Source organism: Pseudomonas putida (assembly GCF_001941965.1).
GTDB classification, from domain to species: Bacteria; Pseudomonadota; Gammaproteobacteria; order Pseudomonadales; family Pseudomonadaceae; genus Aquipseudomonas; species Aquipseudomonas putida_L.
The window spans coordinates 64,762-89,253 of sequence record NZ_MKZO01000023.1 but is presented as its reverse complement, the minus strand read 5'-3'; the positions used below and the strand labels follow the sequence as shown (position 1 = coordinate 89,253).

The following is a 24,492-nucleotide window of genomic DNA, read 5'->3' as shown; positions in this document are numbered from 1 at the left end:
TCAAGCCAGGGTTTGGCTGGCGGTGTCAAGCGATGCGGTATAGGTAGTCAAAAGGGCTTCTCCCATGCACTGATTTGAGCGCTAATTATATGATATTTATGGATAATTTCCAAAGTTGATGACATTGACTTCAGACCATCCCTAGTACACCATGCCCCCAGCGTTTCCTTAGCTGCGATTGACGGGCATGCCTGGCGGTAGCTCAATAACAGCCATTTATGGATGAAGGAACGAGGGGAATAAGGCAGATGAAGATATTCACGATTGGATTCACTAAGACCTCCGCGCGGTCCTTCTTCACCAAGTTAAGTGCTTCTGGTGCCAAGCGCCTTGTCGATGTTCGCCTGAATAATGTTTCGCAATTGGCCGGGTTCGCTAAACGCGAGGATCTTCGATATTTTTCCGAGGCGTTGTGTGGGATGGAATATGAACATCTACCAGCACTTGCTCCAACCAAAGACATGTTCGAGGAATATAAAATAAAAGGGGGAGATTGGGATATCTACGCCAGTAAATTTCTGGATTTAATGTCGTCCCGAAAGATTGAGTCAATCGATAAAGAAAAGATTGATAACAGTTGCCTGCTTTGCAGCGAAGACAAGCCCCATCACTGCCATCGGAGGCTAGTGGCCGAGTACCTTGCAGGCAAATGGCCGAATGTTGAGATCGTGCATCTTTAGAGGGGCGACGTAGCTCCACGTTTCCAACGCCTCGTCTGGAGGGCTGAGAGAGACAAAGGCGCGTATCGGCGGGAGCCGGCGCCACACATTGGGCGTACAGAGCAACCTCGCCCGCCACGGCTCGATGTCAGCGCTCAACGAGGCGAGTGGCTCCAGGTGCATTGGCAGACGGGCCGCTGGCTGACGTCGTGGCGATCGGCGGATATGCACTGGGAAGCCCGCCCATGTGTTGGGCTATCATGTTGGCGACGCCTACGCCCAGGTGGGGCGCGGCAGGATCGCCGTCATTTACACCCCAGTTTGGTACTGCTATAGGTCTTCTGGAATAGCCGATACATCAGGACAAATTGAAGTAGCTCAATTAGGAGATATCTAATGTCAACCGGTATGTTTATTCTGCACTCCAACTATACGCCGGCGGGGGACCAGCCAGAGGCGATCGCGCGGCTGCTGTCGGACATAGAAGAAGGTGCGACGCACCAGACGCTGAAAGGTATCACCGGCTCAGGTAAGACCTTCACCATGGCCAATGTGATTCATCGTCTGAAGCGGCCCACGTTGATCTTGGCTCCCAACAAGACGTTGACCGCGCAGCTCTATAGTGAAATGAAGCACTTCTTTCCTGAGAATGCGGTCGAGTACTTCGTTTCGTATTACGACTATTTTCAGCCCGAGATCTATATGCCGGGCACCGATCGTTTCATACCGAAGGACTCGGCCATCAATGACCACCTTGAGCGCCTGCGCCTGTCCACGACCAAATCCTTGATTGAGCGTCGTGACGTGATCGTCGTCGCTTCGGTGTCTTCAATCTACGGCCTGGGTGATCCAGATGCATATCGAGCGCTACAGATCGCTCTGTCCCCTGGGGTCAAACTAAACCAGAGAGAGCTAATTCGTCGCTTGGCTTTGCTGCAATATGATCGCACGGAGCGTACGCTCAAGCGTGCAACGTTCCGCGTCCAAGGTGATGTGATTGACATTTTCCCCGCTGATTCCGAGTACAGGGCGGTTCGGGTGGAACTGTTGGATGACACTGTTGCGTCTGTCCAATGGATGGACCCTGTTACTGGCAAGACGTTGGGAGAGATAGACCATTATTTGGTTTCGCCAAAAACGCTTTTCGCACCGCCCACGAACAAAATAGATTCTGCATCCAAAAAGATACTCGCTGATATGGAAGAGCGGGTTGCCGAGCTGAACAGGAATAATCGCTTGGTCGAGGCAAACAGACTGTACGAGCGGATCACGCATGACGTGGAAATGATGCGCGAGGTCGGCTATTGCTCGGGGATGGAGAATTATTCCTGCTACTTCAGCGACCGAGACGCAGCTTCTCCTCCGATCACGTTGCTGGATTATTTGCCGAAAGACGGGCTGCTGTTCGTCGATGAATCTCATGTCATGGTGCCACAGATATCCGCAATGTACCGGGGGGATCAGGCGCGCAAGGACACGCTGATCGATTACGGGTTCCGTTTGCCTTCATCGAAGAACAACCGGCCATTGAACTTTGACGAGTTCGAGAAGGTCAAGCCTCAGACCATCTTTGTTTCCGCTACTCCGGGCGACTACGAGCTGAGGGTGTCGAAAGGCAGGGTTGTCGAACAGGTTATCAGGCCAACGGGACTGCTTGACCCCAAGGTTGAAGTGCGGAAAGCGGATGGATACATAGATGACCTGCTTGCCGAAATATCGAAGTGCGTGAAGAGAAAGAATCGAGTGCTTGTGACTACGCTGACGAAGGTCAGTGCAGAAGAGCTAACGGATTTCTTGACGGACAACGGGATTCGAGCGCGCTACATGCATTCGGACATAAAAGCGGAGGATCGTGTTGAGATCATCAATGGCCTGCGCGCAGGAGAGTTCGATGTTTTGATTGGGATTAGTCTTTTGCGCGAAGGGCTGGATATTCCAGAGGCATCATTGGTTGCCATTCTCGATGCAGACCGTGCAGGGTTCTTGCGTTCGGCCCATGCGCTCATTCAGATGATCGGTCGAGTCGCTCGGAATGAAAACGGCAAGGCGATCTTGTACGCCGACGCGGTGACGCCGGCGATGAAGCAGGCGATCGATGAGACCAATAGGCGCAGGCAGCTTCAAATTGCCTTTAACGAGGAAAATGGGATTTCTCCAGCCTCGTCTGTGCGAAAACTAGCAGGGGAAGAGACGAATACGGAGGAGCCCACCGTTCATTCCGAGGCTTTCTGCGAGAACTTGTCCGACCTTTGCGATCAGATCACTGCCAAGGAACAGCAGCTACTCGAATTTACCGATACCGGTGACGAGCAGCGCGTCGAAGACATTCGTCATCAGTTGGATGGGTTGTACCGGCAATTCATTTACATCTAATCGTTCGCCGGCATTGAGTTGCATGGCCGACCGATCTGCACCTGGGGCAAGCGGGCAGACGGTCGGCTCATCATTCAACCGGAGGGGTGAGCCGCCGAGGCTCAGTGCCCCGCTTTCCAAGGTGTGTGCCCTACAGCGTCTTGCGACGTGTCAGCGCAAAGCTGGCAACGATCCAACGGCGACCAGCATTTCATCAAATACCGCTCGAACCCTTCCCGGAATGGGGCCACGCTGAGGCCGATAGACGTACAACCCCCATGCCGGAGGTTCTTCGTTCTCCAGCACTCGCACGAGCTTCCCGCTGGCAATGTAGGGGGCGGCCATGTAGTCCGCCAGTTGCGCGAACGCGATCCCGGCCAGCGCCGCTCCCATTTCCATGTCGGCATTGTCTGCGACGAGAGTGGGTGCGGTAGGTGTCCACTGGCGTCCCGCCTTGAAGTGCCAAGGCCAGGGACGGCCGGTATTGATATCCAAGGCCACGGTAACTGGCAGGCTGCTTAGCGCATCGATGTTTGCAGGTACGCCCACTTTCTTGATCAGGCGCGGAGCGGCAACGATGGGGAGTCTCATGTCGGCGGCCTTGCGTGCGACGAAGCGGCTATCGCGCATGAATCCGACCCTGATCCCGACGTCAATCCCTTCGTCAACCGTATTGCTGATGCGATCGGACAGGCGCACATCCAGCGTGATGCCGGGATGGCGCGCGGCCACGCGCTCCAGTGCCGGTAGCACCGCTCTGGTGCCCAAGCTGTGCGGTGCGGTGATGCGAACCGTACCGGACAGAGAGGCCTGCTGGTCGGAGCCAGGCGTTCGCCACAGATCCTCGAACCGCTCCAATGCGGGGCGCACTTGGTCTAGCAGCCCTTCGCCGAAGGCGGTGATGCGCACCTGGCGCGTGCTTCGATGAAACAACACCTCGCCGTAGTGTTGCTCCAGTTGCTGGATGGCACGGGTTACACCTTGCGGAGAAGTCCCCAGCCGGACGGCCGCATCGCGAAAACTGCTGCTTTCGGCCGCCACCCGAAAGATGCGCAGTAGTTCCATTTCCTTGTTCATGACGCACGCCTTATGGCCGATTTCGCTGCTCGTTGATTGTTCCAGATTGTGGAATTATAAAATCGCAACAATTCCATATACAAGGGAGGCGCGGTTGCCCAGACTGACAACACCCCGGAATGCTCCGCTCCGAACAACCCAATAAGGAACGCGAATGAACGCTGCGACTCTCATCACTGCCTACTACGACGCCTTCAACCGCGGTGACCGCGAGGCCATGCTGTCAATGTTGACCGATGACGTCGCGCACGACTTGAACCAGGGCGCTCGTGAGGTCGGTCGCGAAGCCTTCCGCGCCTTCCTGCAGCGCATGGACCGCTGCTATGGCGAGCAACTGCGCGGGATCGTGGTGATGGTCAGCGCCGACGGCCTGTGTGCAGGCGCGGAGTACGTGGTGCATGGCGAATACAAGGTCACGGACGACGGGCTGCCGGAAGCCCAGGGCCAGCGCTACGTGCTGCCGGGCGGCGCGTTCTTCGAGATCCGCGATGGCAAGATCGCTCGTGTCACCAACTACTACAACCTCGGCGACTGGATCGCACAGGTTGGAGGGGACGCCTGAAATGACCAGCGACGTGCAGGTGCTGGTTCATCGTGGTCCGGACATTGCCGAATGGTTCGATGCCGTGGCAGGCCTGCGGGCGAGCGTCTTCCGCAGCTTTCCTTACCTGTACGAGGGCGACACCGAATACGAGAAGCACTACCTCGCTATGTACGCCCGTTCGGCAGACAGCCTGCTGGTACTCGCGCTCGCTGATGACGTGGTCGTGGGTGCGTCCACGGGATTGCCGCTCGGCGATGCGGAGCCGGCCTTCCAGGTGCCGTTCGCCGATCGAGGAATCCCGATGGAGGCAGTGTTTTACTGCGGCGAATCAGTCCTGCTCCCGGCCTTCCGGGGCCTTGGCCTGGGCCATCGCTTCTTTGACGAACGCGAAGCGCATGCCCGTTCGTTGGGCGGCATGCAGTGGACATCGTTCGCGTCGGTGGATCGAGCAGACGACGATCCCCGGCGTCCTTCCAACTACCGCAGTAATGATCCCTTCTGGATCCGTCGTGGCTACGTGCGGCAGTCGGACATGAAGGTTACGCTGCCCTGGAAACAGGTGGGTGAGCCGAGCGAAACCGAGCAGACGCTCACGATGTGGCTGCGCTCCCTGGAGAACGCGAAATGAAAGTAGCAGTTGCGAAATACGCAGTGGGTCAGCCCACGGGCTTCGAGGCATTCGCAGCGCGGCAGCGGCGGGTTCTGGAGGAGGCGAGCCGTGCCGGAGCGGAACTGGCCGTGTTGCCAGAATATCTGTCCCTCGAACTGGCTGCGATGTTCGAGCCTGGCATCCGCCAGGATTTCAACGCCTCGCTGGCCGCGCTGCAGGCCTTGCAGCCTGCGTGGCTGGCCCTGTACACCGACCTGGCGCGCGAGCTGCGCATGACCATTCAGGCCGGTACGTTCTTGACCCGGGTTGGACCGGATCGCTATCGCAACCGGGCGTGGTGGTTTGCGCCGGACGGCACGCGTGACTACCAGGACAAATTGCAGTTGACGGGGTTCGAGAAAGACACTGGCGTCATCGAGGGGGGCGACGAACTCAAAGTGTTCGACCTGAATGGCGTGCGTGCCGGCATCGCTGTCTGCTACGACAGTGAGTTTCCATTGCCCGTGCGAGCCCAGCGAGAGGCGGGTGCACGCCTGCTGTTGGTCCCGAGCTGTACGGACACGAGGGCAGGTGCAACCCGGGTTCGTGTGGGCTGCATGGCGCGGGCACTGGAGAACCGGATGTTCGTCGCACAGGCCGTGACGACCGGAGCTGCTGACTGGAGTCCGGCGCTGGACACGAACACTGGCGAGGCCACGATCTATGCACCCATGGATCGTGGATTCCCCGAGGATGGCATTCTCGCGACTACTTGCGGCACGCAGACATGGGCGATCGGTGATCTTGACGTTGAAGCACTCGAACGAAACCAAGAACAGGCCCAGGTTGCGGTCGATCGTGACTGGGACGGACAGATGTTGCCTGCACTGCGGAAAGCTCGACACTCGGGTCATCAGGTCGCCTAGCCGGTCTCATCTTGATAGCTTCAACTCGATGAGTCGGCTTAGATAGGTCATATCTATCTGCGCATAGATTTTTCCAGTTTGACCAGTTTTGAACTTGCCCCGATGCTGTCGATACATGCAAGAAATATTCATTGATTTGAATGTTTTGCGCTTCTTGGGAACAAACCTGTACTAGCCTGTAAGAGTGCTCGAAGAGCACAGAATTTGTGGCAAAGTTCGGCCGCATATACTATGGGGGAGTATTGTATAATGCGGCGGTGTACCCAAGTAGAGAGGTGTTCGATGCCACACAGTCCGGAAGAAAAGAAGCAAGCACTGACGCGCATCCGGCGCATCAAAGGTCAGGTAGCGACTCTTGAGCAAACGCTTGATGCAGGTGCGGAATGCCCTGCAATTCTTCAGCAGCTTGCGGCCGTTCGTGGGGCAGTCAACGGATTGATGGCAACCGTTCTGGAGAGCTATCTGCGGGAAGAATTTCCCAGTAGCGAAATCAGGAGCGATTCGCAGAACAAGTCCATTGACGAGACCATCTCTATCGTCCGCTCCTATCTGCGATAGAGGCACCAGGGTGCCCTCGGTGAGGGCAAATTTAGTTAGCTAGTAAAGGAAGCGACATCATGAAATCACGTGCAGCAGTTGCCTTCGGGCCAGGAAAGCCGCTGGAAATCGTCGAGATCGACGTCGAGCCGCCGCGCAAGGGCGAGGTGCTCATCAAGATCACGAATACCGGCGTTTGCCATACCGACGCCTTCACCCTGTCGGGCGACGACCCCGAAGGTCTCTTCCCGGTCGTGCTGGGTCATGAAGGTGCGGGTATCGTCGTGGAGGTGGGTGAAGGTGTGACCAGCGTGAAGCCTGGCGATCACGTCATTCCGCTCTACACCGCCGAATGCGGCGAGTGCCTGTTCTGCAAGTCCGGCAAGACCAACCTGTGTGTCGCGGTTCGCGCAACCCAGGGCAAGGGGCTGATGCCCGATGGTACGACTCGCTTCTCGTACAACGGTCAGCCGCTTTACCACTACATGGGCTGCTCGACCTTCAGCGAATACACGGTCGTCGCCGAAGTCTCGCTGGCCAAGATCAACCCGGACGCCAACCCCGAGCACGTCTGCCTGCTGGGCTGCGGCGTGACCACCGGCATCGGCGCCGTGCACAACACGGCCAAGGTACAGCCCGGCGACTCGGTGGCCATCTTCGGCCTCGGCGGCATCGGTCTCGCTGCGATTCAAGGTGCACGCCAGGCCAAAGCGGGCCGCATCATCGCCATCGATACCAATCCGGCGAAGTTCGAACTGGCTCGTACCTTCGGCGCGACCGAATGTCTCAACCCGAAGGACTTCGACAAGCCGATTCACGAGGTTCTGATCGAGATGACTGGCTGGGGTGTCGATCACACCTTCGAGTGCATCGGCAACGTCAACGTGATGCGTTCGGCTCTGGAAGCTGCCCACCGCGGCTGGGGCCAGTCGATCGTCATCGGCGTCGCCGGGGCCGGCAAGGAAATCTCGACCCGTCCGTTCCAGTTGGTCACCGGCCGGACCTGGAAGGGGTCGGCTTTCGGCGGGGTCAAGGGGCGCACCCAACTCCCGGGCATGGTGGAAGACGCAATGAAAGGCGAGATCGATCTCGCCCCGTTCGTCACTCACACCATGGGTCTCGACGAGATCAACCACGCCTTCGACCTGATGCATGAAGGCAAGTCGATTCGCACGGTGATCCACTACTGATCACTCACTATCCATTCAACACCAACCACCAAGGAAATTAACCATGTCCAATCCTGTCATTTCCGGCGACGGCATCTTCTCGCACGTCTTCATCGGCGCCGCCGACGTCCAGAAGTCGGCCGCGTTCTATGACGCCGCTCTGGGTGCTCTCGGCATCAAGAACCTCGGTCCTTTCGGCAACGGATGGGTGCTTTTCGGTCGCGAAAAGCCGGCTTTCATCATCGCCCGTCCGGGCAATGGTGAAGCGCCTTCCAGCAACGGCGTGACGGTCGGCTTTGCGGCCGCCACTCCCGCCGAAGTGGATGCCTTCCACGCCGCCGGCCTTGCCGCAGGCGGCACCGACGAGGGCCAGCCTGGCCCGCGTGGCCACCTGCCGGGTGCCTATGCGGCCTACCTGCGTGATCCGGCGGGCAACAAGGTTTGCTCGTACACCTTCGTCTGAAAGCTAGGAAGCTGAGGGCGTTCTGAAAGGGCCAGCACAAGCCTCTACACGGCGAGCCTATTAGACGGACCGTGTAGAGCGGTGCCCGCTCATGAAGATCGGCCCGCAGCCATGTGCGAAACGCATGGCTGCGGGCATTTGCTTTGAAGCGTGTTTTTCAACCAAGAAGAAATGAGGTCGTTATGAAAGAGCCGGCCAACATCAATACGACGACCGTACAACCCACCCCGACCGCCACCGTGTACGGCATGCCGGCCTATACCGATCGTGCTGCCGCCGTGGGTGAAGTGCACGCGCGCCCGCATCTCTTGATTCAGGCCCCCCGCGGCATATTGCAGCTCGCTTTCATGACCGAAGGCGACCAGGCCAGGGATCAGATGGCGATGAGCGAGTTGTCTCATCGCTTCGGCGTTGCCGAACCCGACCATACTACGCCGCTCCACGGCGTGACATGGGATGAAGGAGACCTGCACTGCGAAAAGCACACCGAGTTCTCGACGTATCTCTGGTGCGCTTCGCTGGATTCCGAGACGGGAGAGCCGTGCGGCGAAAATCCGTTCAAGCATGGATTTGTTCCTCCCGGCCCGGTCGTATCCGGCATCCGTTTGAGACTTCTTCCGTGGACGCCGGAAACGGAGAAGGAGGTCGATCGCTTCGATCCTGCCAGCCTGTGCTACTCGCTGGTGGAGAACGGCTCTGCCGCCATCCTGACCGACTTTCGACAGGATGAGGATGGCCTGACGCAGATCCTCGTCCTGGCCCGCGATTTGACCCCGGCGCGGGCGGGTGCGCTGGCTCAACGTCTGCTGGAGATCGAGACTTACCGCACCTTGGCGTTGCTGTCCCTGCCGTTGACACGATCGATGACGTCGGAACTGCGACGCATGGAGTCGCGCCTTGCGGCGATCACCGACGAGATGTGTACGAGCTTGGTGGAACGGCGCGACAGCGACGTGCTGCTGTCCGAATTGACCGGCCTGGCTGCCGAGCTGGAAGCTGGCGTTGCGGCGAATCTCTATCGCTTCGGCGCCAGCCGTGCCTACTACGAGATCGTCGAGGAAAGGCTGGCAGCGCTTTCGGAAGAGGCCGTATCCGGGTACTGCACCTGGGCGGATTTCCTGCAGCGTCGCATCGCTCCCGCCATGCGGACATGCCAATCCGTAAAGGAGCGCCAGACCAAGCTCTCCGACAAGCTGACCCGGGCCATCGCGTTGCTGCGTTCCTGGATCGACGTCGAGCTTGAACGCCAGAACCGCGATCTGCTTGCGTCGATGAACAACCGGGCCAAGATGCAATTGCGCCTTCAGCAAACCGTCGAAGGCCTGTCGGTCGCGGCAATTTCTTATTACGTCGTGAGTCTTCTCGGCTATTTGCTCAAGGGCATTCCGATGGTTCACGACAGCGTGGCGCCGGTGATGGCGGTTCTGGTGCCTGCGGTGATGCTGACGATCTGGTGGATCGTGCGCAGGATCAGACACGCCCACGGCGACACGGCAGCGGAAGAGAAATCTTCCTGACGAGCTGCCGTCCTGGCGCGCGAGAGCTGCGCCGTTCCTTTGAACATAGGAGAACACCATGGAACGCATCGAACATCACGCCAGCTTTGATGGTTGGCAGGACGTTTATCAGCATGAATCCACGACGCTCGGTTGCACGATGAAAGTCGGCGTCTATCTGCCTCCGCAGGCACAGCACGGCAAGGTGCCGGTGCTGTACTGGCTTTCAGGCCTCACCTGCACCGAGCAGAACTTCATCACCAAGTCCGCCGTCCAGCGCTACGCAGCCGAACATGGCATTGCCGTCGTCGCGCCCGATAGCAGCGCTCGCGGCGAAGGCGTTGCCGACGATCCCGCCTATGACCTCGGACAGGGGGCAGGTTTCTACGTCAACGCCACGCAGGAACCCTGGGCTGCGAATCATCGGATGTATGACTACGTGGTGCAGGAACTACCGGCGCTGATCGAGGCCCACTTTCCCGTGACAGCGGAGCGGAGCATCAGCGGCCATTCCATGGGGGGACACGGTGCTCTGGTCATCGCCCTGCGCAACCCGGGCCGTTATCGAAGCGTCTCGGCCTTCTCGCCCATCGTCGCGCCCACCCAGGTTCCCTGGGGACACAAGGCCTTCGAGGCGTACCTGGGCAGCGACCGGGAGGCGTGGAAGCAGTACGACACCGTGGAGCTGATTCGCACCGTGCAGGAGCGTCTGCCGCTGCTGGTGGATCAGGGTTTGGGCGACGAGTTCCTGGAGAGTCAGCTTCAGCCCGATCTGCTGCGCAAGGCCTGCGACGAGACGGGGCACCCGCTCACGTTGAATCTGCGCCCAGGCTACGACCACAGCTACTACTTCATTGCCAGTTTCATTGGCGAGCATATGGCACACCACGCATCGGCGCTGAAACGCTGAGAGAGAGGAGATCAGGTCATGACAAAGACCTCCAAAAACCGACATCACGTCGTCATTATCGGAGCGGGCTTCGGCGGGATCGAGGTTGCCAACCAGCTTGCTGGTGCCGAGGTCGATGTGACGATCATCGACCGGCGCAATCATCACCTGTTCCAGCCGCTGCTTTACCAGGTCGCAGGGGCATCTCTCTCGACATCCGAGATCGCCTGGCCTATTCGCTATCTATTCCGAAATCGCCCGGAAGTGAACACCTTGATGGCGGAAGTGGAAGGTATCGACCAGGACGCGCGTCAGGTCATTCTCAACAATGGCTCGCGCCAAACCTACGACACGCTCGTACTCGCGACAGGTGCTACCCATGCCTATTTCGGACACGACGAATGGGGGGCTTTCGCGCCGGGGTTGAAGACGCTGGAAGATGCCACGACCATTCGAGGCCGAATCCTCGCGGCTTTCGAGGAGGCCGAGCGCACGAGCGATCCTCAGCAGCGTGCCGCGCTGCAGACGTTCGTCATCATCGGTGGTGGTCCCACCGGGGTTGAATTGGCCGGGACCATCGCCGAGCTTGCACGAGACACGCTGGCGCGTGACTTCCGCTCGATCGACCCGAGCACGTCCCGGGTTGTACTGATCGAGGCGGGCCCGCGTCTGTTGTCCGTCTTTCCAGAGGATCTTTCGGCCTATACGCGCCAGGCACTCGAAAAGCTCGGGGTCGAGGTCGTGCTGGGTACGCCGGTCACCGAATGCTCGGCCGACGGCGTGGTGTATGGCGGCAAGCCTCTTTCGGCCAAGACCATCGTTTGGGCCGCCGGCGTCCAGGCGTCTCCCGCGGCTCGCTGGTTGGGTGCTGCGTCTGATCGTGCGGGTCGAGTGGTCGTTGGTCCCGACCTGACGGTGGCCGGTCGCCCGGAGGTCTTCGCCATCGGCGATACCGCCTCGTGCACCATGGCTGATGGGAAGCCCGTACCGGGCATCGCCCCCGCCGCCAAACAGCAAGGCAAGTACGTCGCCAACCTCATTGGACGGCGTTTGAAAGGCAAGCCCGCTGACGGGCCTTTCAAATACCGGCATCAGGGGAACCTGGCCACCATCGGCCGCAGCCTGGCCGTAATTGACATGGGGCGGGTTAAGCTGCGTGGAGCCTTTGCGTGGTGGATCTGGAAGCTCGCGCATATCTACTTTCTGATCGGTACGCGAAATCGTCTCAGCGTCGCGTTGAGCTGGGTATGGAACCATAGCATCGGCTACCGCGGCTCTCGCATCATCATGCATGCGATTAGCGACAAAGAGCCCACGGCGTTGGATAAATCCGGCTCTCTGGATTGAGGTGCACACCTTATCGGAACGTCAACTATCAGAAATACCAGGGAGAGGAACTTGACCGATCTATTCACGACAAAGCCCAAGCCTCCCTTGGCCGAACTCCTGCGGCCCAAGACGCTGGATGAATTCGTCGGGCAACGGCACTTGCTCGGCCCCGGCAAGCCGCTTCGTCTCGCGTTCGAGGCGGGCAAGTTGCACTCGTTCATCCTCTGGGGGCCGCCAGGCGTGGGCAAGACCACCCTGGGGCGCCTGGCCGCCAGTGCGACCGACAGCCGATTCATCGCCATCTCGGCCGTGCTTGCCGGGGTGAAGGACATCCGGCAAGCCATCGACGAGGCCCAGGCAGAACTGGGCAACCATGGTCGATCGACGGTGCTTTTCGTCGATGAGATCCATCGCTTCAACAAGGCGCAGCAGGATGCCCTACTGCCCCATGTCGAGTCGGGGCTCCTGACCCTGGTGGGGGGAACGACCGAGCATCCGGGGCTGGCGGTCAATTCCGCTCTGCTCTCACGCGCGCAGGTCTATACCCTCGAACCGCTGTCCGGCGACGAACTGAACCAGCTCTACGAACGCGCACTGCCGCATCTCCAGGGCGTCACGTTGGACGCGGACGCGCTGGATCTGCTCAAGGGCTTTGCCGATGGCGATGGCAGGCGCTTCCTCAATCTGCTTGAGCAGGTGACGAATGCTGCGTCGGGCGCGGGCAAGGCCGTGGTCGATGGCGAGTTTGCCAAACTGTCCACCAGCCCATCACTGCGCAGGTTCGACAAGGGCGGCGACGAGTTCTACTGGCAGCTCTCCGCCTTCCACAAGTCGCTGCGGGGCTCCGACCCCGACGCGGCCCTGTACTGGCTGGCCCGCATCCTCGACGGCAGCGGCGACGTCAGCCAGGTGACGCGCCGCATGATCGTGGTGGCCAGCGAAGACATCGGCAATGCCGACCCGCAGGCGCTGCAACTGGCGCTCAATGCCGCGCTGGCTTATGAGAGGCTGGGTTCCCCCGAAGGCGAAATACCGATTGCCCACGCGGCGACCTACCTTGCTGCCGCCCCCAAGTCGAACGCTGCCTATGCCGCCTGGAACAAGGCGAAGGCCTTCGTCAAGAACAGCGGCTCCCTGCCTGTGCCTCTCCATCTTCGCAATGCGCCGACGAAGCTGATGCAGCAGATGGGGTATCACGAAGGCTACCGCTATGCCCATGACGAGCCCAACGGCTATGCCGCTGGGCAAAGCTACTTTCCCGAGGGCGTGGCGCGGCCGGGCTGGTATCAGCCAACGGACAGAGGTGTTGAGCGCAGGCTGGGAGAAAGGCTTACTTGGCTGCGCTCGCTGGATGATGGGACGCTGCCAGAGGCGGACGCCTGACCGGTCGCCTCCGAAACCGGCTCATCGCGACTTCACGAACTACAGGAACAGGATAAGAACATGTCAGCCACTTCTTTCGGTGCATCCTCGGCGAATATCAGCCGGGGACGCGTTGCCCGCTATCTGCGCACGGAGTCTGGTGCTGCGGTGCTGCTGGTGATCGTCACGGTCGTGGCGCTGGCGTGGGCGAACTCGCCGCTATCCGATGCCTATTTCGCGTTGTGGCACCTGGACGTCGGGTTTGACTTCGGGCCGCTGGGCATGCACATGGATCTGCATCACTGGGTCAACGACGGCCTGATGGTGGTCTTCTTCTTCCTGATCGGCCTGGAGGTGCGTCAGGAGTTCGCCCACGGATCGCTCAGGGACCGCAGCCGTGCCCGTCTCGCTCTGATCGCGGGTGTCGCAGGTGTCGTGCTTCCCGCGCTGGTGTATGTCCTGATCGTGGGGCTGGCCGGAAGTGAAGGCCTGCACGGGTGGGGGGCGGTGGTCGGCACCGATACGGCATTCATGCTGGGCACCCTGGCGATCGTCGGCCCGCGGCTATCCGGTCAGTTGCGCGTGTTCCTGCTCACCCTGACCGTGGTCGATGACTTCCTCGCCGTGTCCATCATCGGCATCGTCTATAGCGAGGAGATTCGGATCGTCCCGTTGTTGATCGCCCTCGCCAGTCTCGTTGCGTTGTGGTGGCTAGGGCGCACCCGCCAGTGGCGGGCAATGCCGTATGTGCTGATCGTGATCGTGCTGTGGCTCGCAACCGTGTACTCCGGCATCCATGCCTCTCTCGCCGGGATGGCCGCGGGGCTGCTGATCCCCGCCTACGCGACGCAACGTCACAAGGTCGTCGCGGCAAAACAACTGTTCCGCGACTTCTGGCAGTCTCCGAGTGCCGCATCGGCCCGCGCGGTGGACTGCGGGCTGTCCCGGGGTATCTCGGTGAACGAGCGATTGCACGAGTTCCTGCGGCTGCCGACGGCGCTGCTGATCGTGCCGGTGTTCGCCTTGGCGAACGCCGGAGTGGACGTGCGTGGCGGGCTGCTCGCCGAGGCCTTCGGCTCGCCAGTCACGTGGGGCGTCATCGCAGGGCTCGTGCTCGGCAAGCTCGTGGGCATCGGGCTCATCACGCTCGTCGCCGTCCGTCTCGGCCTGGGCCGGCTGCCCGAGGGCGTCGGGGTGGGGAGCGTGTTCGGTGGTGCGGCACTGTCCGGGATCGGCTTCACCGTGTCGCTGCTGATCATCGGGCTCGCGTTCGGCACGACCTCCGACCTGGGCCGCCAGGCGACGGTCGGCGTGCTCGTGTCGATGGTGTTCGCCACGTTGCTCGGGTGGCTGATCTTCAAGGTCGCCGCCAAGCGGTGGGGTGAGAAGACCGCTGACCTGCCGATGGTGCTTGAGCCACCGGTCGATCCGGAGATCGATCACATCCGCGGGCCGGAGGACGCCCAGCTCACACTCGTCGAGTACGTGGACTTCGAGTGCGCGTACTGTGCGCACGCGACCGGTTCTTGGGACGATCTGCGTGCCCACTTCGGGGACGACCTGCGGTATGTGGTGCGCCATCTGCCGCACCACCCGCACGGGCCGATCGCCGCGCGGGCGTCCGAGGCAGCGGCGAACCAGGGGATGTTCTGGCCGTGGCTGGACTTCGTGTTCACCCGTCAGCATGCGCTGGAGCGCGAGCATCTGATCGGCTACGCCGCCGAGCTTGGGCTCGACGTCGAACGGTTCATCGCGGATCTCGACAGCACCGCGGTGATCGAGCGTGTCGAGCGCGACCTCGCCAGTGCGGTCGCCAGCGGTGCGCACGCCACGCCGACGTTCTTCGTCGAGGGTCGTCGTCTGCGCGGCAGCTACGACGCCCGCACTGTCACCGCGGCGCTCGAAGCCAGTCGCCGCGGCCCACGAACTCAGGAAGTCCCGTCCTGAGCGGGACGAACTACAGGATAAGAACATGCCAAACAATTCTTTCGGTGAATCCTCTTGTACCGCTGCGGCCAGCGGCCTCGTGCAGGTGCGCGGGGCGCGCGAGAACAACCTCAAAGAGGTGGACGTTTCCATCCCGCGTAACGCGCTCGTGGTGTTCTCGGGAGTCTCCGGCTCCGGGAAGTCCTCGCTGGCCTTCGGCACCATCTATGCCGAGGCTCAGCGACGTTACTTCGAGTCGGTGGCCCCCTATGCGCGGCGATTGATCGACCAGGCCGGCGTGCCCGACGTCGATGCGATCGACGGCCTCCCGCCGGCGGTGGCGCTGCAGCAGCAGCGTGGCTCCAGCAACGCGCGTTCCTCCGTGGGCAGTGTGACCACCCTGTCCAGCCTGGTGCGGATGATGTATTCGCGCGCCGGCGCCTACCCAGCCAACCAGCCGATGCTGTACGCCGAGGATTTTTCGCCCAACACGCCGCAGGGAGCGTGCCCGACCTGCCACGGCCTGGGCCATGTGTACGAGGTGACCGAGGCCATCATGGTGCCCGATCCCTCCCTGAGCATCCGCGAGCGGGCGATCGCCTCCTGGCCCCCCGCCTGGCAAGGCCAGAACCTGCGCGACATCCTGGTCAGCATGGGCTACGACGTTGACCGACCGTGGAAGGACCTGCCGAAGAAGGATCGCGACTGGATTCTGTTCACCGAGGAAACACCGACGGTGCCGGTGTACGCCGGCTTCACGCCCGCCGAGACCCGCGCCGCGCTCAAGCGCAAGATGGAGCCGAGCTACATGGGCACCTTCACCGGTGCTCGCCGGTATGTGCTGCACACCTTTGCCAACACCCAGAGCGCGCTGATGAGAAAGCGCGTGTCCCGGTTCATGGAGGGCAAGCCGTGCCCCACCTGCCACGGCAAGCGGCTCAAGCCCGAGGCGTTGTCGGTCACCTTCGCCGGCGTGGACATCGGCGCGTTCATGCAGATGCCGCTGGACCAGTTGGCGGCCTTGCTCGAACCCATTGCCCAGGGTGATTTCCGCGCCCATGCAGCGGGGGCGGCTACGGACAAGGAAGCGACCCGGCGCGACCGTGCCCAACGCGCGGCCTCCGGTCGTGCCGTACACGCGGTATCGCCCGACGTGCGCCGCACCTCCGCGCTGTCGGAAGAAAAGCGCCTCGCCGCGCAGCGCCTGGCCGGTGGCGTGATGGCACGCCTGCGCCAACTGCGCGGGCTGGGCTTGGGCTACCTGACGCTGGACCGGGCCACGCCGACGCTTTCGGCTGGCGAGTTGCAACGCCTGCGGCTGGCTACGCAATTGAGTTCCCTGCTGTTCGGCGTCGTGTACGTGCTCGACGAGCCCTCGGCGGGGCTGCACCCCTCCGACAGCCAGGCCCTGTACGACGCACTCGATCGGCTGCGCGACGCAGGCAACTCGGTGTTCGTGGTGGAGCACGACCTGGAACTGATGCGCCGCGCGCAATGGCTAGTGGATGTCGGGCCGGATGCCGGGGAGCGTGGCGGCCGCGTGCTCTACAGTGGCGAGCCGGATGGCCTGCGCAAGATTGCCGAATCGCGCACCGCCCGTTACCTGTTCGACGAGATCCCCGCGCCGGGGAGCCGGGCACGCGAAGCGATCGGCTGGCTGGAGCTGCAGGGCGTCCACCGCCACAACCTGCATGGCGTGGACGCACGCATTCCGCTGGGCGTGCTGACGGCCGTCACCGGCATCTCCGGCTCGGGCAAGTCCAGCCTCGTCGCGCAGGCCCTGCCGGAGCTGGTGCTGCTGCACCTGGGCCACGAGCCGGAAGACGATGTAGCCGAAAGCGCCACCAGCGAAGGGCCGGCAGTGATCGAAGCGACCGGCGGCCATCTGGCGGGCGACGTGGACGCCGTACAGCGTCTGGTGCAGGTGGACCAGAAACCGATCGGGCGCACGCCGCGGTCGAACCTAGCCACCTACACGGGCCTGTTCGACCATGTGCGCAAGCTGTTCGCTGCCACGCCCGATGCGCGACGCCGCCGCTACGATGCCGGACGGTTCTCGTTCAACGTCGCCAAGGGGCGCTGCGAGACCTGCGAGGGCGAGGGCTTCGTCAGCGTGGAACTGCTGTTCATGCCCAGCGTGTACGCGCCGTGCCCGACGTGCCATGGCGCACGCTACAACGAGGCCACGCTGAAGGTGCAATGGAACGGGCGCAACATCGCCGAGGTGCTGCAGATGACCGTGGACGAAGCCAGCGAATTCTTCGCGGGTGAAGACGCTGTGGCAAGGCCACTGCAACTGCTGCGCGATATCGGACTGGGCTACCTGCGCCTGGGGCAACCGGCCACCGAGCTTTCCGGTGGCGAGGCGCAGCGTATCAAGCTGGCGACCGAGCTTCAGCGCAGCCAGCGCGGCCGAAGCCTGTACGTGCTCGACGAGCCGACTACCGGGCTGCATGCGTCGGACGCCGACCGGCTGCTGGTGCAGTTGCAGCGCCTGGTCGATGCCGGCAATACCGTAGTGATGATCGAACACGATATGCGCGCGGTGGCCCAGGCCGATTGGGTGATCGACGTGGGGCCTGGTGCAGGCGCTGCCGGCGGCAGCATCGTGGTGGCGGGCTCCCCTCAGCAGGTGGCCCGAACGTCTGGCAGCAGAACCGCTCCGTTCCTTGCACAGGAGTTGGCGCGGGCCGAGTAGCTCAGTTCGCCAAATGTTGCCAGTTTTCGCGGGGCATTGATCGTCGCCACACGACGGTGGCGATCAATGCCCGAATCGCGTCATCCTTCCTGAGTCAGAGCAAGATAGGGATTGTTGGGCGGTATTTCGGCGAGTGCCAAGGACCCATCTTCGAGGAGGTAGCCATGCAGTCGGCGGGACTTCCTCGGGCCCGTGACTTCACAGGTCCAAATGTTCAGGCCATTGGGCTGCTTTCGATGTAGCTGCAGCTTCTCGAAGCGCTTCTGCACCCACTGCCAATCCTGTTGACTCTCCTGCTTGGCGAGTGCGGCCACTTCGGGATGCTCCTGCGCATAGCGTTGGAACACACCCGGGCTGACCAGGTAGGCCGTGTCATTCACCGTATGCACGAGTGCCTTCGCGTCGTTGATGATGAGCCGTCGTGAGGCGATTCCCTGCTTCAGCCAAACCATGAACTGTTCCCCGGATGGCTTCGTTGCCGATGACCCAGGCGTAGGCGCGGGTGCAGGTGCAGGCGATGGAATGGACGTCGCGGCTGTTGCTGGCGCGGGGGTGTGGAGGAACTCCTCGGCATCCTGGCCAACGCCGGCCGACTCACCCAAGCCCACCATCGCGAGCAAATCCTCCATGACGTCGGGCACGGGCTGGGCTGCGGGCGGTGAAACGATGGTGGTGCTGTCGCCCTCCCAAATCGGAGGCTCTTGACCTCCCTGCGCTGGGTTCACCGAGACGGTAGGCGCGGGAGCCGACATGCTGGCGTCGTTTTCCGCGGGCGTCGCGTCGATCTCTACCGTGCCCGCGAAAGGTGCTGGTCGCTCGCCAGACTCCCAGATCAGCGCGGGAGCGAGACGCAACAGGGTGAACGAATGGGACCAGCCGGTCGTGCTGGTCACGGTCGCGCGCCAGACCGCCTTGCCGTCCGGTGTGGGCTGCAGCATGCCGTGGTCCTGCAGCACATTGAACACGGCGGTGTTGTTCGCAGGAATGCCATCGATCCCCTGAGACAGGAGGTGTGCGCGCAGTTTGTCCGAAACCGTCTTGCTCACCAGCCACAAACCATCCTCGGTGAGCCAGCCATCGGAGGCTTCCGGCTGGTTCAGCTTCAACTGTTCCTTGAGCAGGTAGCGCAACCCGTCCAGCAGCTTGCGTTGCAGTGCGTGCTTGGGCGCGGCCATGGCGCGCGCCGGATCGCCGCCCAGCTCCTGGGCCACCGACGCCCGGTCTGCTTGCACGACGAGTTCCCCCAGTACACCGGCATGTTCGTACTGACCGGCCAGCACATAGAGCAGCGGTGCCCAGAGAGCCGGATAGTCGCTGAGCCAGTCCAGGACGTGGCGGTCGAGCAGTTGGCGATAGAGCAAGCCTGTTGCGGCGCTGTGCAGGCGGTATTCGCGGTCGTCACGGTAGCGAAATCGGTACGCCTGGTGCAGCGGGCCATGCCACGGATGCCAAGTACTGCCGTCGGCCAGTTCGACGTGTAGATCGACGGCGATCTTGCCAATATCGTGGAGCAGCGCAGCATAGGCAACGGCGGCGGTCCAGGCTTCGGACTGGGCCGCCTGGTCTTCGGGACTGGCACCGATGGGCAGCAGATGGGACTGCCGCAGTTTCAGGCTGTAGGCGACGATCTCCAGGCCGTGGTCGAGCATGCCGCCCGGGTAGGCATGGTGATGCGCCTCGGAGGCCGGGAAGGCCTGGACCAGTTCGGCATAGCGTTCCAGGGGCGTGCGATACAGGGTGGCGAATTGCCTACGCGAGAGCGAGGTACGCTGCCAGATGTGCTCCAGCAGCTTCTGCCGGCGTGGGGTGGCCAGCAGCGATGCGGCCGACTCAGGACGCAGCAGCCCTTTCGGGAGGGCGGTGACGGGTGGTGGCGTCGGTGCGGCAGCGACCGGGGGCCGTTTTCGCTGGAACAGGGAAAGCATGTGGGTGTCCTGATGACGGGCCGACCGGGAGGCCTTTTGGCCTTTTCGAGGTAGGGCCTTTCCCCTTGCACCCCATTCCCTTGCCATTTCGGCCCTTTGGCCTTTAACCGTTTCGGTATAGCGAGGCCTGGGTTGCGGCTCCAGCGTCAATGTGGAACCCGCTCGAATGCATTGGACGGCGACCCGGCGCTGGCCTCTGCCTATGCTGTGGGAACGCTGCTTCCGCCAGGTAGGTTGTTCTCACTCAGGCGACTAAGTTGACAGACGCGACAAAGGCGACTAGAGTGAATCCTGTCCCAAACCTACTCGGGAGATGACCATGCCCACTGCCATTGAATTCATTGCCGACCGTCTGCCGCGCGTCACGGTGGAAGATGTACGCCGCTTCGCGGATACCGTCGAAATCCGGGATGCCACGGCTTTCGCGGCCGAGTTGCAGGCGTTCGTCCACGAGCGTGTGGAAGCGGTGACACTGCCCGCCAACTTGGAGGGGGAGACCGTTGGGCAGGCCCTTGCACGCAAGGCGGCCGCGCTGCGCGCCGACACGCGCTGGGCACCGAATGAAACCGACGTCCAGCGAGGCCGCGCCGTGCTGCTGGAAACCTTCAACCAGCCGCACAACCTGCCGCCCGCGGAGTTCGCCAAGCTGGCGGACAAGTCGCGCCAGCAGATCTACAAGGACATCCTCGCGCGTCGGCTGCTGGCGCTGAACGTGGGGCCGCGCGGTCAGAAGCTGCCCGACTGGCAGCTCGACCCGGTGAAACAGCAGTTGACCCAAACCGTGCTTCAGGAGGTCGAGGGTATCGATCACTGGACGATCTACCGCGCACTGTCCGAACCGCTCGAAGGCTTGGGTGGGCGCTCGCCGGTGGATGCGGTGACGCATGGCACGATCGATGACGTGGCCGAGGCCGTGTTCAACGTGCTGGGCGTCCAGGTGCATTGAAGCGAGATCGCCATGAGCCACGAGCTGCCTTCGTTCCTGATCGATGCCGGTGAACTGCTCCAGCATGTGAGCCGCGTCGTCTATCGGGGCAGCCCGCTGTACTATGGTCGCAGCAGCACGAATCGCTACGATGACCCGGCGGGGGCCTACGGCGTGCTCTACCTGGGGCGCGACCTGCCCACGGCGCTGATGGAGTCGGTGTTTCACAAGCACCAGTGGCTTGAAGACACGAAGCGCTCCATCGCCCTGAAGGAGGTCCACGCCCGGATGGTCCGCGCCGTGGGCGTGCTGGACGACGTGCTCCTGGCCGACCTCACGGCGCCGGGCGTCATGGCGGGCTACTTCGGCCTGAATCTGGAGCAGTTGGCGAGCCGCGACTACACGCACACGCAGCAGGTGTCCGCTCAGGTGCATGCGATGGTCGGCGACGACGGCCAGCCGCTGTTCGACGGGGTGCTCTATCCGTCGCGCAACAACTATCCCGCCGCGAGCATCGCCCTGTTCGAGCGTGCGGGAACGAAGGTCAGCGTTGTCGAGGACATCGACCTGGTTGACCATGTGGACTGGCCGCGTTTCGTTGCCACCTACCGCATCGGCGTGGAGCCCGACCCCGGCCCGGTGGAACCGGATGACGAAGCGTCCTGAAGCAGCAAGAAAACACATTGAAGCCCGAAACGGAATGAAGTGGAGCAAACAGGAATAGGCATTCCTCAGTAGCAGGAGACGACCATGAACACGACGACCCGCACCAGTACCGCAGAACGCCTCGGCCGTACCTTTGGCCGCGGATGGCGCGTCTATGCGCGTGGCGAACGGCGGGTATCGAATTGGTTGGTGGCCAAAGGGGTGCCTTCGGTTGGTGCCACAGTGCTGCTGTGGGTGGTCAAGCTGGCTGTGCTGGGCGCGCTGCTCTACGCCGCCTTCTGGTTCGCACTCGTGTTGCTGGGAGTCGTGGTGGCGGGATGGGCGGCGGCTGCCAATACATCGGAAGAAGACGAGTGGCCGTTCACCGACCTCACCGAACTGCGCAAGACACCCGGCTACGATCCCAATCTGTACAACGATACGTCGCACGAGTTGTACACCGACGACTGATCGGCACCGCGCTACTTGGGGTCGTTTGCGGGAGAGGGCGAAATCCTACGCTAAGGCTTTGGCCAACGATATTCTCCGGTAAGATTGATGTGTTCCCAGGGGATAGGAGAAGTCGCTTGATATCTAGTATGACGTCTGTCGCACCTGCTTGATCGCGGCCGCGATAGCTAGATCGCGTTGCTCCTCTTCTCCATCCGCGTTCCAAGCTGCGGAAAGGCACCCATAAGCGTACGCCTGGTCGAGCAGGCGACGCGGATCGACGTCCAGCGCACGAGAGAATGCGTCCGCCATCTGTGCAATGCGTCTAGGATCGAGACAAAGGTCGTCTCTGTCAGCCGGATCGTAGAACATATTGGCGGCGCCAAAGCCCACTTCACCGACCAGACCGACGGGATCTATCACCAGCCAGCCGCGACTGGAGAACATGATGTTTTCATGATGCAGATCGCCATGTAGCCCACGCAGTTCCGAGGCATTGCTCATCATTTGATCGGCTATAATCGCCGCGTGGACGTAGTCAGTTTGACAACCTGCGTTTTGATCATCGCGCGCCCGCTGAAACAAAGCTGCAAAGCGATCCCGGATCGGGAGAAGGGCAGAAGGCAGGGGTTCCTCAGATGCGGCATACAGCTTCGCCATTAGTTCCGCTGCAATTTCGGTCGCCTGGTAGTCGCCGTGCTCGGCAACGATGTGAGAGAGCATTCGCTCCCCGGCATATTCGAGCAACATCAGATTGTTCTCACGACCGAGCAACCGGACTGCTCCCCTCCCATTGCGCCATACCAGATAGTCGGCCCCGCGCAGTTCATCAGCAATGTCTTCTATAGGTTTCAATCCCTTGACGATTGCAGGAGTCCCGTCTGGCAATGAAACTTTCCAAACGAGGCTGGAAAAGGTGTCCGCAATGAGAACAGGTTGCGAAACGTGCCAATGAGCAGGAAAAACAGGCGGCATGAACATCAACCCCAAGTCAGAGGGTCCAATCGCAGATAGAAGGCAAGGCGTTCGCGGTCGGGGGCTTCGATCCCCAATACATTGAATAGGACAGCGAAGGCGCGCTCTGCTTCATCTGGCGCTGCCCAGTTCTCTTCGGCGTTAGCAATCATGAGTGCCAAATCGGCATAGCGATCTGCTGTTCCGAGCCGCCCAAGGTCGATCAGACCCGTGCATTGAAGAGTTTTAGGGTCCACCATGAAGTTCGGCATGCAGGGATCACCATGGCAAACAACCATATCGGTGCGCTCTTGGTCGAGCCGCACCGGTAGCTCTCGTTCGACACGAGCCAAAAGATCGAGCTGCGGCGTACTCTTGTCCTCGTCCGGTAAGAAGTCGGGATTGACGGCATTGCGGGACACCACATCAACGGCGCGTCCGAACATTCGCGACAGCCTGCGCTCAAACGGACATTGATCAACCGATAGGCTGTGAACAGCGCCAAGTTGCTGCCCCATTGACGGCCACGCTTTGAGCAAATCCGCTCCAGACAGATCAGCCGCCGGTACTCCCGGAATTGCCGTTATCACCAAGCATGCACCCTCCTGTTCCTCCTGCCAGTTGATCACCTCGGGGCAAGCCACACCTCGACCTTTGAGCCAAATGAGGCGGTCACGCTCTCCAGCGAGCTCACCGCGGCGGGAAGCAGGTGCGATTTTCGCGAAGGCATGCCCGTCACCACGTCGAAAAACAAAATCACCAGATTCTCCGCCTCTGACAGGCAACCAGTCAGAATGCGATTCACCAAAAAAAATATTAGTTCGATTCAATGGAGGTTCCTTCAGTTTTCTGATGAAGCGCGGAGGTGGCTCAACCTGCGAAAAGAAACGAGTTGCTACGTAAGTCCGAGAACATGCTTTCCATGGTCTCTGAGCTCGCCTTTGGGACCGACATATCGGTAGAGAGTGACGCGCTCGATGCCGAGTTCCTTGCAGAGATCGGAAACTGAAGTATCGCGCTGGGCCATGGCGGCTTGCGCGAGACGCACCTGAGCTTTGGTGAGCGCGAATTTTCGTCCGCCCTTGCGACCGCGCGCTCTCGCGGAGGCGAGACCCGCCATGGTGCGCTCTCGGATCAGATCCCGCTCGAACTCGGCCAAGGTGGCGAAGATTCCGAACACCATGCGACCGGACGCAGTCGTGGTGTCGATCTGAGCGCCCTTTCCAGTCAGAACCCGCAGGCCGATCTTGCGGTCTGACAGCTCCTTCACCGTGTTGACCAGATGGGCAAGCGATCGTCCGAGGCGATCGAGCTTCCAGACCACCAGCACATCGCCGTCACGCAATGACTTGAGGCAGGCAGTCAAGCCAGGGCGATCATCACGACCGCCGGAAGCAAGATCATCATAGATATTGTCCCGTTCGACACCTGCGGCGCGCAAGGCGTCGTGCTGCAGGTCGAGAGACTGCGAGCCATCGGCTTTGGAGACGCGGGCATATCCGATCAGCATGTATCACAAACGTTGGTTTGAGGCGGCGCTTCGGCCACGATTGCATTGACCTCTGGAAATGTATCTC

22 protein-coding genes are annotated in these 24,492 nt (G+C 61.4%); 17 read left to right on the top strand and 5 right to left on the bottom strand.

Features of this window, described 5'->3' with window-relative positions:
- Nucleotides 1–248: 248 nt before the first annotated feature.
- Nucleotides 249–680: a DUF488 domain-containing protein gene (locus PSEMO_RS13935; RefSeq protein WP_023835768.1), complete on the top strand. Its 432-nt coding sequence runs from the start codon at nt 249–251 to the stop codon at nt 678–680.
- Nucleotides 681–1,055: 375 nt separating this feature from the next.
- Nucleotides 1,056–3,032: an excinuclease ABC subunit UvrB gene (uvrB, locus tag PSEMO_RS13925; protein WP_028690943.1), complete on the top strand. Its 1,977-nt coding sequence runs from the start codon at nt 1,056–1,058 to the stop codon at nt 3,030–3,032.
- 150 nt (nt 3,033–3,182) lie between these two features.
- On the opposite strand, the gene PSEMO_RS13920 is transcribed toward uvrB, so the two are convergent.
- Complete coding sequence (locus PSEMO_RS13920; protein ID WP_023103881.1) at nt 3,183–4,088, bottom strand: LysR family transcriptional regulator; 906 nt, start codon at nt 4,086–4,088, stop codon at nt 3,183–3,185.
- A gap of 154 nt (nt 4,089–4,242) precedes the next feature.
- Here PSEMO_RS13920 and PSEMO_RS13915 point away from each other — a divergent pair, with 154 nt between their 5' ends.
- The 12 genes from PSEMO_RS13915 (at nt 4,243) to PSEMO_RS13860 (ending at nt 18,016) form a co-directional block, all read left to right on the top strand.
- Nucleotides 4,243–4,650 carry a ketosteroid isomerase-related protein gene (locus PSEMO_RS13915; protein WP_023103882.1) on the top strand — a complete coding sequence of 136 codons (408 nt, stop codon included), beginning with the start codon at nt 4,243–4,245 and terminating at the stop codon, nt 4,648–4,650.
- Nucleotide 4,651: 1 nt separating this feature from the next.
- Nucleotides 4,652–5,260, top strand: a complete 609-nt coding sequence (locus tag PSEMO_RS13910) for a GNAT family N-acetyltransferase (protein WP_028690944.1) — start codon at nt 4,652–4,654, stop codon at nt 5,258–5,260.
- Complete coding sequence (locus PSEMO_RS13905; protein WP_028690945.1) at nt 5,257–6,147, top strand: carbon-nitrogen hydrolase family protein; 891 nt, start codon at nt 5,257–5,259, stop codon at nt 6,145–6,147. Before PSEMO_RS13910 ends, PSEMO_RS13905 begins: the two co-directional genes overlap by 4 nt.
- A gap of 282 nt (nt 6,148–6,429) precedes the next feature.
- Nucleotides 6,430–6,705, top strand: coding sequence for a formaldehyde-responsive transcriptional repressor FrmR (gene frmR, locus PSEMO_RS13900; protein WP_028690946.1), 276 nt, complete (start codon nt 6,430–6,432; stop codon nt 6,703–6,705).
- A gap of 59 nt (nt 6,706–6,764) precedes the next feature.
- Nucleotides 6,765–7,874 (top strand): S-(hydroxymethyl)glutathione dehydrogenase/class III alcohol dehydrogenase, encoded by a 1,110-nt coding sequence (locus PSEMO_RS13895; RefSeq protein WP_011871467.1) that lies wholly within the window; start codon nt 6,765–6,767, stop codon nt 7,872–7,874.
- A gap of 43 nt (nt 7,875–7,917) precedes the next feature.
- A complete protein-coding gene (locus PSEMO_RS13890) occupies nt 7,918–8,316 on the top strand; it encodes a VOC family protein (RefSeq protein WP_023103885.1) in 399 nt (132 codons plus the stop codon).
- Nucleotides 8,317–8,498: 182 nt separating this feature from the next.
- Nucleotides 8,499–9,833 carry a DUF3422 family protein gene (locus PSEMO_RS13885; RefSeq protein WP_023464791.1) on the top strand — a complete coding sequence of 445 codons (1,335 nt, stop codon included), beginning with the start codon at nt 8,499–8,501 and terminating at the stop codon, nt 9,831–9,833.
- 58 nt (nt 9,834–9,891) lie between these two features.
- Nucleotides 9,892–10,722, top strand: a complete 831-nt coding sequence (gene fghA, locus PSEMO_RS13880; protein WP_023464790.1) for an S-formylglutathione hydrolase — start codon at nt 9,892–9,894, stop codon at nt 10,720–10,722.
- An 18-nt stretch (nt 10,723–10,740) separates the two neighbouring features.
- Complete coding sequence (locus tag PSEMO_RS13875) at nt 10,741–12,048, top strand: NAD(P)/FAD-dependent oxidoreductase (RefSeq protein ID WP_028690947.1); 1,308 nt, start codon at nt 10,741–10,743, stop codon at nt 12,046–12,048.
- 51 nt (nt 12,049–12,099) lie between these two features.
- Nucleotides 12,100–13,413: a replication-associated recombination protein A gene (locus PSEMO_RS13870; RefSeq protein ID WP_028690948.1), complete on the top strand. Its 1,314-nt coding sequence runs from the start codon at nt 12,100–12,102 to the stop codon at nt 13,411–13,413.
- 60 nt (nt 13,414–13,473) lie between these two features.
- A complete protein-coding gene (nhaA, locus tag PSEMO_RS13865; protein WP_028690949.1) occupies nt 13,474–15,339 on the top strand; it encodes a Na+/H+ antiporter NhaA in 1,866 nt (621 codons plus the stop codon).
- A 25-nt stretch (nt 15,340–15,364) separates the two neighbouring features.
- Nucleotides 15,365–18,016, top strand: a complete 2,652-nt coding sequence (locus tag PSEMO_RS13860) for an excinuclease ABC subunit UvrA (RefSeq protein WP_028690950.1) — start codon at nt 15,365–15,367, stop codon at nt 18,014–18,016.
- Between the two features lie 80 nt (nt 18,017–18,096).
- On the opposite strand, the gene mobH is transcribed toward PSEMO_RS13860, so the two are convergent.
- On the bottom strand, nt 18,097–19,941 hold the full coding sequence (mobH, locus tag PSEMO_RS13855; RefSeq protein WP_028690951.1) for a MobH family relaxase: 1,845 nt from the start codon (nt 19,939–19,941) through the stop codon (nt 18,097–18,099).
- Between the two features lie 319 nt (nt 19,942–20,260).
- On the opposite strand from mobH, the gene PSEMO_RS13845 reads away from it, so the two are divergent.
- The 3 genes from PSEMO_RS13845 (at nt 20,261) to PSEMO_RS13835 (ending at nt 21,982) form a co-directional block, all read left to right on the top strand.
- The gene (locus tag PSEMO_RS13845) at nt 20,261–20,887 is read left to right on the top strand and encodes a hypothetical protein (protein WP_023657212.1); all 627 of its coding nucleotides are present in this window, start codon (nt 20,261–20,263) and stop codon (nt 20,885–20,887) included.
- A 12-nt stretch (nt 20,888–20,899) separates the two neighbouring features.
- The gene (locus PSEMO_RS13840; protein ID WP_028690952.1) at nt 20,900–21,532 is read left to right on the top strand and encodes an RES family NAD+ phosphorylase; all 633 of its coding nucleotides are present in this window, start codon (nt 20,900–20,902) and stop codon (nt 21,530–21,532) included.
- Nucleotides 21,533–21,616: 84 nt separating this feature from the next.
- Nucleotides 21,617–21,982 (top strand): DUF3742 family protein, encoded by a 366-nt coding sequence (locus PSEMO_RS13835; protein WP_028690953.1) that lies wholly within the window; start codon nt 21,617–21,619, stop codon nt 21,980–21,982.
- A 123-nt stretch (nt 21,983–22,105) separates the two neighbouring features.
- Here the strand turns inward: PSEMO_RS13835 and PSEMO_RS13825 are convergent, their stop codons facing one another.
- From PSEMO_RS13825 to PSEMO_RS13815, 3 genes are all read right to left on the bottom strand, one after another.
- Nucleotides 22,106–22,942 (bottom strand): aminoglycoside O-phosphotransferase APH(6)-Id, encoded by an 837-nt coding sequence (locus PSEMO_RS13825; protein WP_000480968.1) that lies wholly within the window; start codon nt 22,940–22,942, stop codon nt 22,106–22,108.
- Nucleotides 22,942–23,745 (bottom strand): aminoglycoside O-phosphotransferase APH(3'')-Ib, encoded by an 804-nt coding sequence (aph(3'')-Ib, locus tag PSEMO_RS13820; protein WP_001082319.1) that lies wholly within the window; start codon nt 23,743–23,745, stop codon nt 22,942–22,944. The genes PSEMO_RS13825 and aph(3'')-Ib overlap by 1 nt, the downstream gene beginning before the upstream one ends.
- A gap of 65 nt (nt 23,746–23,810) precedes the next feature.
- Nucleotides 23,811–24,425 carry a recombinase family protein gene (locus tag PSEMO_RS13815; RefSeq protein WP_000904906.1) on the bottom strand — a complete coding sequence of 205 codons (615 nt, stop codon included), beginning with the start codon at nt 24,423–24,425 and terminating at the stop codon, nt 23,811–23,813.
- Between the last annotated feature and the right edge of the window lie 67 nt (nt 24,426–24,492).